13 protein-coding genes are annotated in these 14,250 nt (G+C 52.0%); 8 read left to right on the top strand and 5 right to left on the bottom strand.

What is annotated here, in order from left to right:
* The first annotated feature begins 41 nt into the window (after positions 1-41).
* The 4 genes from HRH59_RS06075 to HRH59_RS06060 all read left to right on the top strand — a co-directional run bounded on the left by HRH59_RS06075 (position 42) and on the right by HRH59_RS06060 (position 5,543).
* Complete coding sequence (locus HRH59_RS06075; RefSeq protein ID WP_331460153.1) at positions 42-3,698, top strand: SEL1-like repeat protein; 3,657 nt, start codon at positions 42-44, stop codon at positions 3,696-3,698.
* 107 nt (positions 3,699-3,805) lie between these two features.
* A complete protein-coding gene (locus tag HRH59_RS06070) occupies positions 3,806-3,997 on the top strand; it encodes a VOC family protein (RefSeq protein WP_231702413.1) in 192 nt (63 codons plus the stop codon).
* 25 nt (positions 3,998-4,022) lie between these two features.
* A complete protein-coding gene (locus HRH59_RS06065) occupies positions 4,023-4,553 on the top strand; it encodes a DinB family protein (RefSeq protein WP_173500386.1) in 531 nt (176 codons plus the stop codon).
* A gap of 222 nt (positions 4,554-4,775) precedes the next feature.
* A complete protein-coding gene (locus HRH59_RS06060; RefSeq protein ID WP_173500385.1) occupies positions 4,776-5,543 on the top strand; it encodes a hypothetical protein in 768 nt (255 codons plus the stop codon).
* Here the strand turns inward: HRH59_RS06060 and HRH59_RS06055 are convergent.
* The 5 genes from HRH59_RS06055 to HRH59_RS06035 all read right to left on the bottom strand — a co-directional run bounded on the left by HRH59_RS06055 (position 5,533) and on the right by HRH59_RS06035 (position 12,092).
* Entirely contained in the window at positions 5,533-6,891 is a 1,359-nt protein-coding gene (locus tag HRH59_RS06055) for a sensor histidine kinase (protein ID WP_173500384.1), read from the bottom strand. The two genes, HRH59_RS06060 and HRH59_RS06055, sit on opposite strands and share 11 nt — an antisense overlap.
* Positions 6,888-7,583 carry a response regulator transcription factor gene (locus tag HRH59_RS06050; protein ID WP_173500383.1) on the bottom strand — a complete coding sequence of 232 codons (696 nt, stop codon included), beginning with the start codon at positions 7,581-7,583 and terminating at the stop codon, positions 6,888-6,890. Before HRH59_RS06050 ends, HRH59_RS06055 begins: the two co-directional genes overlap by 4 nt.
* Before the next feature lie 39 nt (positions 7,584-7,622).
* A complete protein-coding gene (locus HRH59_RS06045) occupies positions 7,623-8,753 on the bottom strand; it encodes a type 1 glutamine amidotransferase domain-containing protein (protein ID WP_173500382.1) in 1,131 nt (376 codons plus the stop codon).
* A gap of 122 nt (positions 8,754-8,875) precedes the next feature.
* On the bottom strand, positions 8,876-11,401 hold the full coding sequence (locus tag HRH59_RS06040; protein ID WP_173500381.1) for an ABC transporter permease: 2,526 nt from the start codon (positions 11,399-11,401) through the stop codon (positions 8,876-8,878).
* Positions 11,388-12,092: an ABC transporter ATP-binding protein gene (locus HRH59_RS06035; protein ID WP_173500380.1), complete on the bottom strand. Its 705-nt coding sequence runs from the start codon at positions 12,090-12,092 to the stop codon at positions 11,388-11,390. Before HRH59_RS06035 ends, HRH59_RS06040 begins: the two co-directional genes overlap by 14 nt.
* Positions 12,093-12,453: 361 nt before the next feature.
* Between HRH59_RS06035 and HRH59_RS06030 the strand changes: the two genes are divergently transcribed.
* From HRH59_RS06030 to HRH59_RS06015, 4 genes are all read left to right on the top strand, one after another.
* Positions 12,454-12,852 (top strand): VOC family protein, encoded by a 399-nt coding sequence (locus HRH59_RS06030; protein WP_173500379.1) that lies wholly within the window; start codon positions 12,454-12,456, stop codon positions 12,850-12,852.
* 168 nt (positions 12,853-13,020) lie between these two features.
* The gene (locus HRH59_RS06025) at positions 13,021-13,230 is read left to right on the top strand and encodes an addiction module protein (RefSeq protein WP_173500378.1); all 210 of its coding nucleotides are present in this window, start codon (positions 13,021-13,023) and stop codon (positions 13,228-13,230) included.
* Between the two features lie 41 nt (positions 13,231-13,271).
* A complete protein-coding gene (locus HRH59_RS06020) occupies positions 13,272-13,457 on the top strand; it encodes a hypothetical protein (RefSeq protein WP_173500377.1) in 186 nt (61 codons plus the stop codon).
* Positions 13,458-13,775: 318 nt separating this feature from the next.
* Positions 13,776-14,240 carry a TIR domain-containing protein gene (locus HRH59_RS06015; protein WP_173500376.1) on the top strand — a complete coding sequence of 155 codons (465 nt, stop codon included), beginning with the start codon at positions 13,776-13,778 and terminating at the stop codon, positions 14,238-14,240.
* The last annotated feature ends 10 nt before the right edge of the window (positions 14,241-14,250 follow it).

The raw sequence follows: 14,250 nt of genomic DNA, 5'->3' as shown, positions 1-14,250 counted from the left end.
CGCTAATTCTAATAGCATCGATCCCATTCAACTATTTTGTTATGCCCTTATTAATCATGAAACAAAAGTTCTGTTTACTTGCTGTTTTGGTTCTTCTATTTAGTTTCAGCAGCAATGCTGATTTTAATAAAGGGGCAGATGCGTATAGCGCAGGGGATTTCGCTACCGCAGTTAAGGAGTGGCAGCTGCTTGCAGAGCAGGGAAACAGGACTGCGCAATATAATCTGGGGGCCATGTATGCCAAGGGGCAAGGTGTCGTACAGGATGATCAAGTGGCCGTAAGCTGGTATCGCAAGGCTGCCGAACAGGGGCTTGCCGGAGCGCAAGCTACTCTGGCTTGGAAATATAGCACCGGGCGCGGTGTAGCACAGAATATACAAGAGGCAGTGGCTTGGTATCTTAAGGCTGCTGAACAAGGACATATCATTGCGCAATATAGTTTAGGCGTGATTTACGCCACCGGACGCGGTGTGTTACAGGATGACCAGGCGGCAGTGGCCTGGTATCGTAAAGCTGCTGAGCAGGGGTATGTTGACGCACAATATCAACTGGGGATGAAGTATGCCGCTGGGTTTGGAGTGGCGCAGGATGAACAACTGGCAGTGACATGGTTTCATAAAGCCGCTGAGCGCGGGAATGTTGCTGCGCAATTTAATCTGGGCGTGATGTATGCCACTGGCCGCGGCATAGCACAGGATAATCAAGTTGCTGCAGTTTGGTACCAAAAGGCTGCTGAGCAAGGGCATGCCGCTGCACAATATTATTTGGGGGTGATGTACGCCTCGGGACAAGGTGTTACCCGGGATGAGTACGCTGCAGGGGTCTTATATCATAAGGCCGCTGGCCAGGGACATATCTTGGCCCAGGCTAGTTTAGGCTGGATATTTAGTACCGGGCGTGGTGTAAAACAGGATGATCAAACCGCAGTGCACTGGTATCGCAAGGCTGCTGAACAAGGGAATGCTATTTCGCAATATAGTTTGGGCCTGATGTATGCTTCGGGACGTGGAGTAACGCAGGATGAGCAGGCGGCAGTGGTTTGGTATCATAAAGCTGCTGAGCAGGGATATACCGCTGCACAATATCAGCTGGGGGGAATGTATGCAAAAGGGCAAGGTGTAGAGCAGGACGAGCAAGCGGCGGTAGCTTGGTATCATAAGGCCGCTGAGCAAGGGAAAGTCGCTGCTCAGACTGCTCTGGGCCTGATATATGCCACGGGACGCGGTGTGGTAAAGGATTATAAAACAGCTGAGGCTTGGTATCGTAAAGCGGCTGAGCAGGGAAATGCCAATGCGCAATATAATCTGGGTTGGATGTATGCTTCCGGGCATGGTGTGGCACAGAATGAGCAATCGGCAGTGGTCTGGTATCAAAAGGCGGCTGAGCAGGGAAATGTTAGCGCGCAATATCAGCTGGGCCTGAGGTACTACAACGGGCGAGGTGTGGTGCAGGATGATCAAATCGCAGCAGTTTGGTTTCATAAAGCCGCTGAGCAAGGGGATGCAGCTGCCCAATTTAATCTGGGCTTTATGTATACCAAAGGACGGGGTGTGGAGCAGGATGATAAAACAGCGGCAGCCTGGTATCACAAGGCAGCTGCGCAGGGACATGCCGAAGCACAAAGCACTCTGGGCTTGTTGTACGCGAATGGGGTGGGAGTTGAGCGGGACGAGCAAGCAGCAGCGGCTTGGTATCGTTTGGCTGCAGAGCAAGGTTACGCTGCCGCACAAACTTATCTGGGCGAAATGTATGCCAATGGGCGCGGTGTGGCAAAGGATTATAAAAAAGCTGAGGCTTGGTATCGTAAAGCGGCTGAGCAGGGGAATGTTAGCGCGCAATATCAGCTGGGCTTGATGTACTACAACGGGCAAGGTGTGGTGCAGGATGATCAATTCGCAGCAGCTTGGTTTCATAAAGCCGCTGAGCAAGGGGATGCGGCTGCCCAATTTAATTTGGGCTTTATGTATACCAAAGGACGGGGTGTGGAGCAGGATGATAAAACAGCGGCGGCCTGGTATCACAAGGTAGCTGCGCAAGGACATGCCGCAGCACAAAGTACTCTGGGCTTGTTGTACGCGAATGGGATGGGAGTTGAGCGGGACGAGCAAGCAGCAGCGGCTTGGTATCGTTTGGCTGCAGAGCAAGGTTACGCTGCCGCACAAACTTATCTGGGCGAAATGTATGCCAATGGGCGCGGTGTGGCAAAGGATTATAAAAAAGCTGAGGCTTGGTATCGTAAAGCGGCTGAGCAGGGGAATGTTAGCGCGCAATATCAGCTGGGCTTGATGTACTACAACGGGCAAGGTGTGGTGCAGGATGATCAATTCGCAGCAGCTTGGTTTCATAAAGCCGCTGAGCAAGGGGATGCGGCTGCCCAATTTAATTTGGGCTTTATGTATACCAAAGGACGGGGTGTGGAGCAGGATGATAAAACAGCGGCGGCCTGGTATCACAAGGTAGCTGCGCAAGGACATGCCGCAGCACAAAGTACTCTGGGCTTGTTGTACGCGAATGGGATGGGAGTTGAGCGGGACGAGCAAGCAGCAGCGGCTTGGTATCGTTTGGCTGCAGAGCAAGGTTATGCTGCCGCACAAACTTATCTGGGCGAAATGTATGCCAATGGTCGCGGTGTGGCAAAAGACGAGCAAACAGCAGCCGCTTGGTATAGTAAAGCCGCTAAGCAAGGGGACAGCAAAGCGCAATATAATTTGGGTGTGCTGTATGCCAACGGGCGGGGAGTGAAACAGGATGATAAAGTGGCAATGGCTTGGCATCGCAAGGCGGCTGAGCAAGGCGATTTCCTTGCCCAATTTAATCTGGGCGTTATGTATGCCAATGGGCGCGGTGTGGAACAGAATGAGCAAGCCGCAGCGGTTTGGTATGGTAAAGCAGCAGAGCAGGGTTATTCTGCGGCCCAAACTAACTTGGGTAGGCTATATGCCAATGGTGTTGGTATGGCGCGGGACTACCAAGCAGCATTAGCTTGGTATCGCAAGGCAGCTGAGCATGATGATGCGCTTGCACAATTTAATCTGGGTTGGATGTATGTCAATGGTCTGGGAATCGCGAAAAATGATAACACAGCAGCGGCTTGGTTTCGTAAGGCTGCTGAGCAAGGATATATTGCTGCGCAAGTTAATCTGGGCCTGATGTATGATTCCGGGCGCGGTGTAGCAAAGGATTACAAAGCAGCTGAGGTTTGGTATCGCAAGGCAGCTGAGCAGGGAAGTGCCAGTGCGCAATTTCAATTGGGTAGGATGTATTCCGATGGCCCGGATATAGCGAGGGACTATCAAGCTGCGGTTGGTTGGTATCTCAAGGCATCGGAGCAGGGGCATGCAACTGCGCAAACTTATTTGGGCCTGATGTATACTAACGGACGCGGTGTGGCAAAGAATAATGAAACAGCGGCTATCTGGTATCGTAAGGCCGCAGAACAGGGAACTGCCATTGCACAATATATTCTGAGCTCGAAGTATGCTGAAGGGCAAGGCGTTGAGAAAAATGATGTTATTGCCTATGTGTTAATCAGCTTGGCGGCTGCTGGCGGCAACAAGAACGCCACTGAAGTTAGGGAAACGTTACAACAGAAGCTAAACAGTGAGCAGTTGGAAGAGGCACTGTATATAGTTAGAACCTGGAAGCCCGGCTCTCCTATCCCGCTTAGCACAAAAAGTGTTGCTGTATCTGAATTGTGACCGATGAAACCTGGTACTTAGCAGGTGTACCGAAAAATAATCGGCAATATCGCACTTTTGGTGGCCGATTACGACGATGCCATCGCGCTTTATACGGCTAGGCTGCCGTGGGCAACCAAACCGGCGGCAGGGTATTCTTGTTTTTACACACCAACGATTTTTGGCGCGACTATCATGCCATGCAAGCCAAAGGGGTTAAGTTTAACGAACAGCCCAGAGAGGAACGTTACGGCACTGTGGCAGTGTTTCAGGATTTATACGGCAATAAGTGGGATTTGCTGCAGTTGAACCAGCATTAGACCGGCGCGTGGCAGAGGAGGACAGATGACAGCACATCAGCAGCAAATGCAGGCTTTTGCCAAATATAACCGCGAGTTTAACGCCAGGTTATATAAGCTGGTAGCCACTTTAACTGGAGACCAGCGCAAAAAACATCTCGGCGCGTTCTTTGGCTCTGTGCACGCTACGCTAAATCATATTCTGCTGGCCGATCGCATCTGGCTCGGCCGCTTCGCTACCGCCTTTCCTGATATGACAGCACTACAGCAGGCCGATTTAGTGCAGCAGTTTAGCTCGCTACGTGATGAGCTGTATGCTGATTTTACCGAACTTAGCGTGCAAAGAGTGGCGACCGATGACGTCATTAGCCGTTTTACTGATGAGCTAACCGCTGCGCAGTTGGCCGGTACTATGCGCTACAGTAATTCGCAGGGCCAGGCGCGTGAACACCCTACCTGGGTTGCCGTAGCGCATATGTTTAATCACCAAACCCATCACCGCGGCCAGCTTAGCACGCTATTGCACCAGCTCGGTCACGATGTTGGTGTTACTGATTTTGTTGCTTATGTTACCTGAAAAGGCAGCTACATGTATGACGATGCGATTATTAGGGTCAGAACAAAATTAAACGGCATCTCCGTTTTCGCTAAAAACAGACTCTCACTTCCGAAAGCCGTCCGTTGCCGTTTCCCTGCCCTGCCTTGCCATTGCATTCGTTGCTGACATTATCATTTCACGCCGGTTTCACAAGCCCGGCGTTATGTTGAGTGCCTGTTTGGTTTATCAATAAGGCACAGTATGGCTAAAAAATATTATCGGTTGCTGCTTGGCATTGGCTTGGCGGCGCAGCTGCAGGCAGCAGATATCAGTGGCACAGAGCATGCGGCGGTTGATGAGTTGGCCACAGCAGCGGCAGATTTGCAACGCACTGTTGCCGCAGCTATCAGCCAGTTTGAACAACGCTCGCGGCGGGATTGGGCTTATCGAATTGAACGCTATGAAAACGAAGAGGGCGATATCAGCAGCAGTATCGAGCTGTATGAGCCGGCAAACGCACCTGATAGCCAATGGCAGTTGCTCAGCATTAATGGCCGAACACCGGATAAGAAGCTGCAGCGAAAGTTTGCCGCGGCAAAACAGCAGCAGGCTAAAGAAGTCGGGCAACAGAATTTTTCTGTCAAGCTAAGTGAGCTTATTCAACTGGATAGCTTGCAACTGACGTTTGACAGCCCACAACATCTGCAAGCCAGTTTTGGGGTGTATCTTAGTCAGCTGGGAGAGGATGTCAGCAAAAAACTGCAAGGCTCGCTGCGCTTTGATAAACAACAGCACTATATCGACAGCATTGAAATTAGCAACACGGCACACTTTTCGCCGCTGTTTAGTGCCAATATCAGCGAATTTAACCTGACGCTGCGCTTTATTAAAATTGACAGCGCAATACTGCCACAACAGCAGCAGATGAAGATGAAAGGCACCTTTGCCTTTTTTACTCAAATTGATGAAGTCTCAACCGACACCTTCTCTGATTATCGCTATGTCGGCGGTGGTAAGGTTAGTGACTAAATCCGACACTGACTAAGGTGCCGGTATTAATTCTAGCAGGGCCGCTGCTACCTTGAGCGCCGCTGCCCTGATCGTTACTACCACCGCCGCTGCTAACGCTCATCTGCCAGCCCTGATGTTCACACAATCGTTTGACGATGGCTAAGCCAAAACCAAAGCCGGTACTGTGCCGGCCTTTTACTCCGGCCTCGGTAATATGCGGGTAAATATCGGCCGCTATGCCAGGGCCGGTGTCGCGGATCTGCAGGCAGTTATCACTAAAGGCAATGCTGACCTCGCCGGCTTCAGTGTATTTAAAGGCATTACTCAGCAGATTATCCAGCAGCACTTTTAGCATGTCGGCATTGGCATTAATGTTAACCCGGCAGCTGTCACACAGCTGCACCGTCACCGGCTTGTCATTTAGTAGCATGCTGTTGTCCAAAATTGCCCGCTCGAGCAGCGGCATCAGTGCCGTGCTGCTGTGTTTAGCGGCGGCATGCTCTTCTCTGGCCAGAATCAGCAGGGTTTGCACGGTTTTCTCCATTTGCACCGCGGCATCATAAATGCGCGCCATTAGCTGCTGATCAGCGTCAGGTTCTGCCTGTTGGCTTTGCCATAGCTCTACTGTGTTTTTTATTACGGCCAGCGGGGTGCGCAGCTCGTGGCTGACATCAGCGGTAAAGCTTTTTTCGCGCTCAAGCGCGCGGGCGATACCGCCCAGGCTTTGCTGCAGTGTGCGGGCTAAAATACCTACTTCGTCATTGGCAAATTGGCTGGCAAAATGTTCAGAAAATCGCTGCGGCAACTGCTGTGGAGCAGCGCTATCGACCAGTGCCGCCAGTTGTTTCAGCGGCCGGGTGGTGCGGCGGCTGACAAACCAGGCGATAAGGCAGGCAATGCTGCTGACAAGCAGGGCGCTGATCAGCAGAAACTGCAACACTCCGCCACTAATAGGCCGCACCAGTAACTGCTGGCTCACTTCGGCCAGCAGCAACACCTCTGGCTGAGTACTCACCGTGTGTAAGTGATAATGCCGGCCCTGCTGGCCGAAGAACTCTTTGCGCTCTGGCTCTGCCTGTGCTTTTGGCCGTATCTCACCGGGCAGGCTGTCACGGCTAAAGTGCAGTTGCATCGACTGGCTTCTTGGCGCGGGCCAGTTACTTGTTTGCTGATATTGCGCACTAAGATAGGCCGCTTCTTGCTGCAATTGCTGTTCAATAAAGCTGTCTTCCAGCGTATACATCAGGGTAAAAGAAATAAGGCTGTAAACGGCTGAAATCACCAGGGTAAAAACACAGAACTGCACGACAATACGCCGGCTTAAACTGTGAAATTTGGTGCTGTTGTTGGCGGTTTTTGCGCTCATGCTGCGGCTATCTCCAGCGTAAAACCGACGCCAAATACCGTTTTTAACAGCGGATAAGCAAAAGGCTTATCCAACACGGTGCGCAACTGATAAATATGCGAGCGCAGCGCGTCAGATTCTGTCGGTTCATCACGCCACAAATGCTGGCTTAGTTCGCTGCGGCTGACCACCTGCGGGTAGGCCTCGGCCAATAGCAGCAGAATGTTATAGCCCATCACGTTGAGTGCCAGCTGCTGGCCATCGCGTTTGGCTATTCGGCGCTGTTTATCCAGCACTAACGGCCCCAGGGTTATCGTGTGCTGCTGTTGCAACAGATGACGGCGCGACAACGCCAGGCAACGCACTTCCAGCTCCTGCAGCGAAAACGGTTTGGTCAGATAATCGTCGGTGCCGACATGAAAACCAGCCAGCTTGTCATCGATGCTGTCGCGGGCGGTAAGCATCAGAAGCGGAATATGACGGTCGGCCTGTTGTCGCAGCGCTGTGCATAACTGCAGGCCGTCCATACCCGGCAGGTTCAAGTCCAGAATGATCAGGTCGTAATGCTGTTGCAGCGCCAATGCCAGCCCCTGTTTGCCATTGCCGGCAAAATCAAAGATATGGCCTTTTTGCTCCATATAGCCGGCAATGTTTTTCGCAATACTCAGCTCATCTTCAATCAGCAGTACCTGCAGGGCGGCGGGCTTGTTCATCACTCAATCCATTCGGGTCTAAATCAATAAAGTTTAAAGCTACAAAGTCGCTAACAGCGCTGTTGCTGCGGCAAAGTCGGGCTTAGCGGCCAAAATCTGCTGCAGGGTGGCCCGTGCTGCGGCCTTATCATTCAGTTTAAGCTGAGTTTGTGCAATAGCCATATCCAGCGACGGGTTGTTAATGGCGCTTTGGCCCGCTTGCATCAGCGTTAGCGCATGCTGCCACTGTTGTGTGGTGTTGGCAGTATTAACATAGTAATACCCGTACATGCCGAGCAATTCAAGCTGATACTGCGCGGCATCGGCCGCTAACAGCCGCGTTGCAGTAATCTTGCCGTTTAAAAGCTCAGCCACCAGCGCCAGGGTGGCGTCATCCTTGTGTGGTGTCATCGGCTGCGGGGTAATACCCAAGGATTCCAGCAGCGCCCGGGCAGTCGCCACCGTTGACGCCGGGTTTTGCCCGGTGATCAGCCGGTTATCCACCGCCACATGGCTTAGCATCATCGGGCTGTGCTCAAAGCGGCCGCCGCGTTCAATCAGCTTGTCTTGCAGCATAAAGTCAAATTTGGCCAACCACTTTTTACCAAATAAGCGCTCTTCCTCGTTAGTAAAACCGTTTACCGCTTTATTGGCCACCAGATAGCTGCCATCGGCTAATGTAACGTTAACCAGTGCCGCCGGGCCATGACATACCGCGGCCACTGAACCTTGCTGCTGATAGACAGCGGCGATCAGTTGCTGCAGGGCAGGATCTTTTGGTAAATCAAACATGGCACCTTTACCGCCTACGATAAAAATACCGTGATAGTCGCCGGCCTTTAGCTGCGCGGTACTCAGGGTATTGTTTAACTTCGTCATAATCTCCGCGTCGTTCAGCACCTGCTGATTATAGGCTTTGGTCGGGTCGTATTTATCAGCCTCTACTGCGCCGCCTTGCGGGCTGGCAATATCGACGCTAATACCATGGGCAGTAAATACCAGATAGGCTTTGGCAAATTCATCAAACTCATAGCCCGGCGCTTGCTGTTCCGGCTGGCCGTAGCCACTAAGTACCATAACAATACGCTTGCTGTCGGGCACTGCGGCAAAGGCCGGGCGACTGGCCAGCGTGCAAAGCAAGGCGCTAAGCAGGGTAGCGAAAATCAGGATATAAATTTTAAGTTGTTTCATTTTAGTGCTCCAAAAATGGGGTTGCGCTGCCAGCATGGCAAAGTCGCTGTGAAACGAATGTGAAAAAGCCATGTGAAAAGACGCATGTGAAAAATGGCGGCGCTGTTGTTGCGCCACGGCAGTTACTCCGCCAGCAGCTGGCGCACCGAGCCGGACAAACTGTGTTTACTCAGCGCCATACCCAGTGCTGTCACCAGCGTGATAATGACGGCCAGAGTGCCCAGCAACCAGCTAAGATCAGGCTGGTAGGTCAGGGAAAATTGCGACTGATAAATCAGTAAACCGGCCAGCCAGGTGGCAACAATGGCGCCACAGGCGGCAATAGCGCCGGTTACCAACCACTCAATCATATTCAGCTGCAGGCAGGTGCGTTTTGACAGGCCAAAACTAAGAATAATGCTGTTCTTTTTCTGCTCTTTGGCTTCAACGGCATGCACTGAAGACAGCATCACAATGCCGGCCAGCAGCATAATTAAGCCGGCAAAGCCGCTGATAAGCCGGGTTGCCATGGCAAGGCTGCTGTCAAAGCGTTGCGTTAGCTCTTGCAGCGATACCATGCGCAGCGACGGGTGTTGCTGCCACAGCTTTGGTAGTAACGAAAACTGCTGTGGCTGCAGCTCCAGGCTGGCCATGCTGTAATGCGGCGCGCTGATATGGATAAGCGCTGCAGGCGGCATTTGCAGCCAGAAGGTAATAGCGCCGGCGCCGCTTTGGTAGGCATGCGAGGCGGTAATGCTGAACTCGATATAGTGCCCTGCTATCATCAGCCCTAACTTATCGCCCAGCTGCAGGCCAAGGTCGGTCATCACTTCCTGCTCTACCGACAGCTGCTGCCAGTTGTCAGTTGTGCTGTGCCACCATTGGCCGTTAACCAGCCGGTTATTGCCGGGCATATCAGCGCTCCAATGCAGCCGCACCGGGCGGTTAAAGCTTGCCAGGCTGTCGCTGGGTTTTTGTATCACCTCAGAGAGCAGGCCACCGTTGATATGGCTTAGTTGAGCATAGATAAACGGCTTATGCTGGCGAATGGTAATATTATGCTGCGCCGCCCATACCTGAATGTCGGCCATTTGCGCTGCACTTGCCTGCGTCACCAATAGGTTGCCATCATGCGCCCGCTGATGGGCCGCCATATTGTCGCCCAAATCTTTTAGCAGCATCAGGGTAAACAGCAATAAGAAGGCGGCCAGCCCTATGCCTAAAATCTGTGTGGTTTTGCTCAGCAGGCGCTGCTTCATCATATAAAGTGCAAACGGCAGCAAACCGGAAAACGGCTGGCTCAGCTTTTCGCCCAGCGACAGTGCCAGCCAGCTCAGCACTAACAGCAGCACAATGCTGATCAGCATCGAGCCGAGCAGCATAGCGGTAAGCAGGCCGTTATCCGAGTAATGTGCCGCCACGCCCCCCAACACCAGCAAGGCGCAGCCAAACAGCACGGCGTTACTGATGCTGCGTTGCTGTTGCTGAATTAACTCCCGCACTGAGCATTGCCACAGCGCCAGCCACAGCGGTAAGTTGAACACAAAAAAGATCACCGCACTGGCAAACACCGCTTTTGCTGCCAGTGCTATGTCGGGCTGCCAGATTAGCGTGGCGAAGCTGCCGGTCAGCTCTTGCCCGGCAAAGACGTGCGCCTTTAGCCATTGCAGCGCCAACCAGTGACACAGCGCAGACAGCAGCAGTACCGGCGGCAATAACAACAGCAGGCCGAACAGCCACTTCAGCAACGATATTTGCAGCACCCTTTGTTTCGATGCGCCGAGGCTTAAGCACACCGCACTGAAAAACTGCTGTTGCGCCAGTTGCGCCCGGCTAAGTTGCTGCATGGCGATGGCGGCCATAAAAAATAATAATATCGAGGCTAAACCAATAAAGTTTTCGGTACGCTGCCAAAACAAGGCTAAAGGGTGGGCGCCGTGCTTATGGTGCAACTGCGCCGCCGGTAAATGCGTTTTTTGCCACTGCCGGATAGCAGCAATTTGCTGTGCATTAGCGCCAACCAGATAGCGGTGCTGAATAATATCGTCCAAAGCAGCGAACTGCTGTAGATCCTGACGGTGCAGCAGGGCGCGCATCTCCACGTTGTGGCCCTCCATCAGCCGGTCCGGCTCATGCAGTAAAATGCGCGTTACATTCAGCTGTTGGCCGCCAATACGCAGCTGTTCGCCAATCTGCAGCCCTAAGGCGGCCAGTAAGCGCGAATCAAGCCAGATTTCACCGACCGCCGGGCCCTGGCTGCCGGCGCTATCCGGTCCGCCGGGAAATGCCGCGCTTCGCAGTTCACCCTGCAATGGGTAATCTTCAGCCACGGCTTTTAGTGTTGCCCGTTGCCATTGGTTGTTGTGGGTCAGGGTAGTGGTTAAGCTTTCAGTGAGTACAATTTGCTCTGCCATCGAAGCGAGTTCTGCGTATTGGCTGGCCGTTAGCGCGCGCGGTTGGCTTAGCACTAAATCGGCGCCCAGCAGGTTGGCCAAGTTCTGCCCCAGATAAATCTGAATACTGGCGCTGGTCTGGCTTAGCGTAACAATAAACAGCAACAGAATGCCTTGTACCCAGCGCAGCACGCGCTCTTTGCTGTGCCGCTTTTGCTGCTGATAAAAATGGCAGGCCAGCTGCAGGTTCTGCCGTAATTGCTCAGTAGCACGCATCTTGCACCTCCAGCTGCGGCGTTGCCAGCAAGGCACAGTTGCCATTATTAAAAGCCAGCACCTGCTGTGCCCTTGCGGCCAGTGGCGGGCTATGGGTTACTATTACCAGCGCCGCACCGTGTTGCCGGCAGCAGTCAAACAACAAATCGGCCACGTCTGCGGCACTTTTGCTATCCAGATTGCCGGTGGGTTCATCGGCGAAAATAAACTTCGGTTGAAATACTAAGGCTCTGGCGATGGCAGCACGCTGCTGCTCGCCGCCACTTAGTTGCTGCGGTTTATGGTTAAGCCTGTGGCCCAGGCCAACTTTTTCCAGCCAGGCGCTGGCGGTGGCTTCGGCATTTTTTTCGCCGCGTAATTTAAGCGGCAAGGCCACATTGTGCAGCGCGGTTAGCTCCGGCAATAAATGAAACTGCTGAAACACAAAGCCAATGTCGTGTCGCAGCTGCGTCAGCGCCATGCTGCGGCCATGCTGCAGATAGGCCACCTGGCCGGCGCTTGGCTGCTCCAGCCCTGCCATCAGCATTAATAAACTGGATTTACCCGAGCCCGACGGCCCGGTAATGGCATAAGAGCGGCCTTGTTCAATGCGCAGGCTCAGCTGCTGAAACAACCGCACCTGATGGCCGTGGTGGCTGAAGCTTTGACTGACATTCGTCAGTGCAATGGTACTTAAAGCAGATAGCGGCATGCTGTTACCTCTTCAATGATTTAGGCATCGAAGCGTAACGGCTGCGGCGTGAAACAGATGTGAAATAACGCCGGGTATAAGTGGGGGGCTGCCCGGCTATAGGGATAAACTGTAAAGTACTTCGCAAAGTAGCACTCTGCTTAACCATCAGCGCAAACCAGCGCTATCCAGCGATCTGAAAGCATGCTATTTAAATGCTTGACCAAGTGTGGTTTTCCGGTAAATGTAACAGCTGGTTTAAGGTTAAATCACGTATTTATTTTGTCGCAGTGGGGCATGTCAAAAAGCAAAACCTGACCCTTAGGCAGCGCGTTGTCGGCTGGACTTGTCGTTTTGCACAGTATCGAAGGAAATAATGCTAATGCTTCACCACATCTCATTTGGTGTCACAAACCTCCGGCGAGCAACGGACTTCTACGACGCCGCCCTCGAACCTCTCGGCTACGTTCGCGTGTGGACGGATTTCGAAGGCGATGAGGACACTCAAGCCGTAGGCTATGGAAAGCCAGGCGGCGGCGACAAACTCGCGCTAAAGCAGCATCAGAATGCGTCAGTAGCCCCCGGACCCGGATTTCATCTTGCTTTTTCGGCTCCAAGTCGCGAGTCTGTCGACCGCTTCTACGACGCCGCAATTCGCAATGGAGGTAAAGACAATGGCGCACCGGGTCTTCGCCCTGACTATGGACCCAACTACTATGCGGCGTACGTCGTGGATCCAGAAGGCTTCCGCATAGAAGCCGTTATCAACACCGCGGCCTAACCCATCGCTCAAGCGGACCCGCAACGGCACGCTCTAGGGTCTTGTCTTTTGACTTTGGTGGGCAAAAAGCAAGGCCTGACCCTGAGGGGCGGGCTTTTATGTTACTGCCGGCAAACTAACTTACGCTATGCTTTAACCTAACTGAAACATTATTCGTCCGGGGCTATTATGAATCCAACACTGCGCGATTTACCGTTGCAGCAACGAGTGCAATTGGTTGAAGATTTGTGGGACAGCATTGCGCAAGATCAGCAAGCGCTGCCGGTTACCGATGCGCAACGGGCAGAATTGGATCGCCGGCTTGACGCTTATGAACAGGACGGCAATCAGGGCCGTGATGCAGCAACGGTATTAAATGAAATCCGTCAAAAGCTGTGAGTTTTATTAAGCAGATCCGGGCAAGTAAGTTGGAGTGCAAGATGTCTGATGTGAAAGAAAAGATAACTGAGATTGTTCAATCCCAACCGGATGATGCCAGTTATGAAGAGATTTTGCGCGAATTAGCGTTTGAGCATATGGTTCAGCGCGGCCTGAAAGATGTCCGGGAAGGGCAGGTAGTCTCGAATAGGGTAATGGAACAACAAATACGTGCATGGTCGAAATAAATTGGACTACAGAGGCGCAGCGCTGGATGCGCAATAAACAGTAACTACGGGCTTTTATGTTACCGCCGGCAAACTAACTACTCTTCATTAAATCGCCAAGCACCACTCTGCTTAACCACCAGCGTAAACCAACGCCATCCAGCCATACAAGCACACGCCATTTAAATGCTTGACCAAGAGTGGTTTTTCGGTAAATGTAACAGCTGGTTTAAGGTTAAATCACTTATTTTTTGTAGTGGTAGGGGATGGCACAAAGCAAGACCAGACCCCTGAGGCGCATGCAATTAAGTAAACATCATCAATTACAAGGAGAGTCAAATGGGATTGCCAAGGGCATTCGTAGGTTTCAGTAGTACCGATATCCACAATTACTGGCTAATGCTGGCATGGAAAGCAAATAAAAATATCAATTTTAACTTTGCGGATTGTCAATTAAATGCTGCCGTTAATTCGGAAAATGAACAGTATATAAAACGTAAATGTCGAGAACGTATAAACTTGGCAGGAAAATATGTGCTCCTTATTGGTCAGGACACTAAAAGTAAGCATAAATATGTTCGTTGGGAGGCCGAAGTAGCAATTGAGAAAGGGTGCACAATTATTGGTGTTAACTTAGATGGAGCAAGGTCTATGGTGAGGGACACTTGTCCTCCAGTAATTCGCGATATTGGAGCAATATTTGTACCTTTCTCTCCGAAGATAGTTGCTTACGCAATTGGAAATTACAAAATGCATAATGACAATGACAACTATCATTATGGTAATACACCCATTTTTAATTGACGCTAAAAGT

Source organism: Rheinheimera lutimaris, from assembly GCF_013283795.1.
In the GTDB taxonomy this organism is placed as follows: domain Bacteria; phylum Pseudomonadota; class Gammaproteobacteria; order Enterobacterales; family Alteromonadaceae; genus Alishewanella; species Alishewanella lutimaris.
This window is presented reverse-complemented; position numbering and strand designations above follow the sequence as displayed.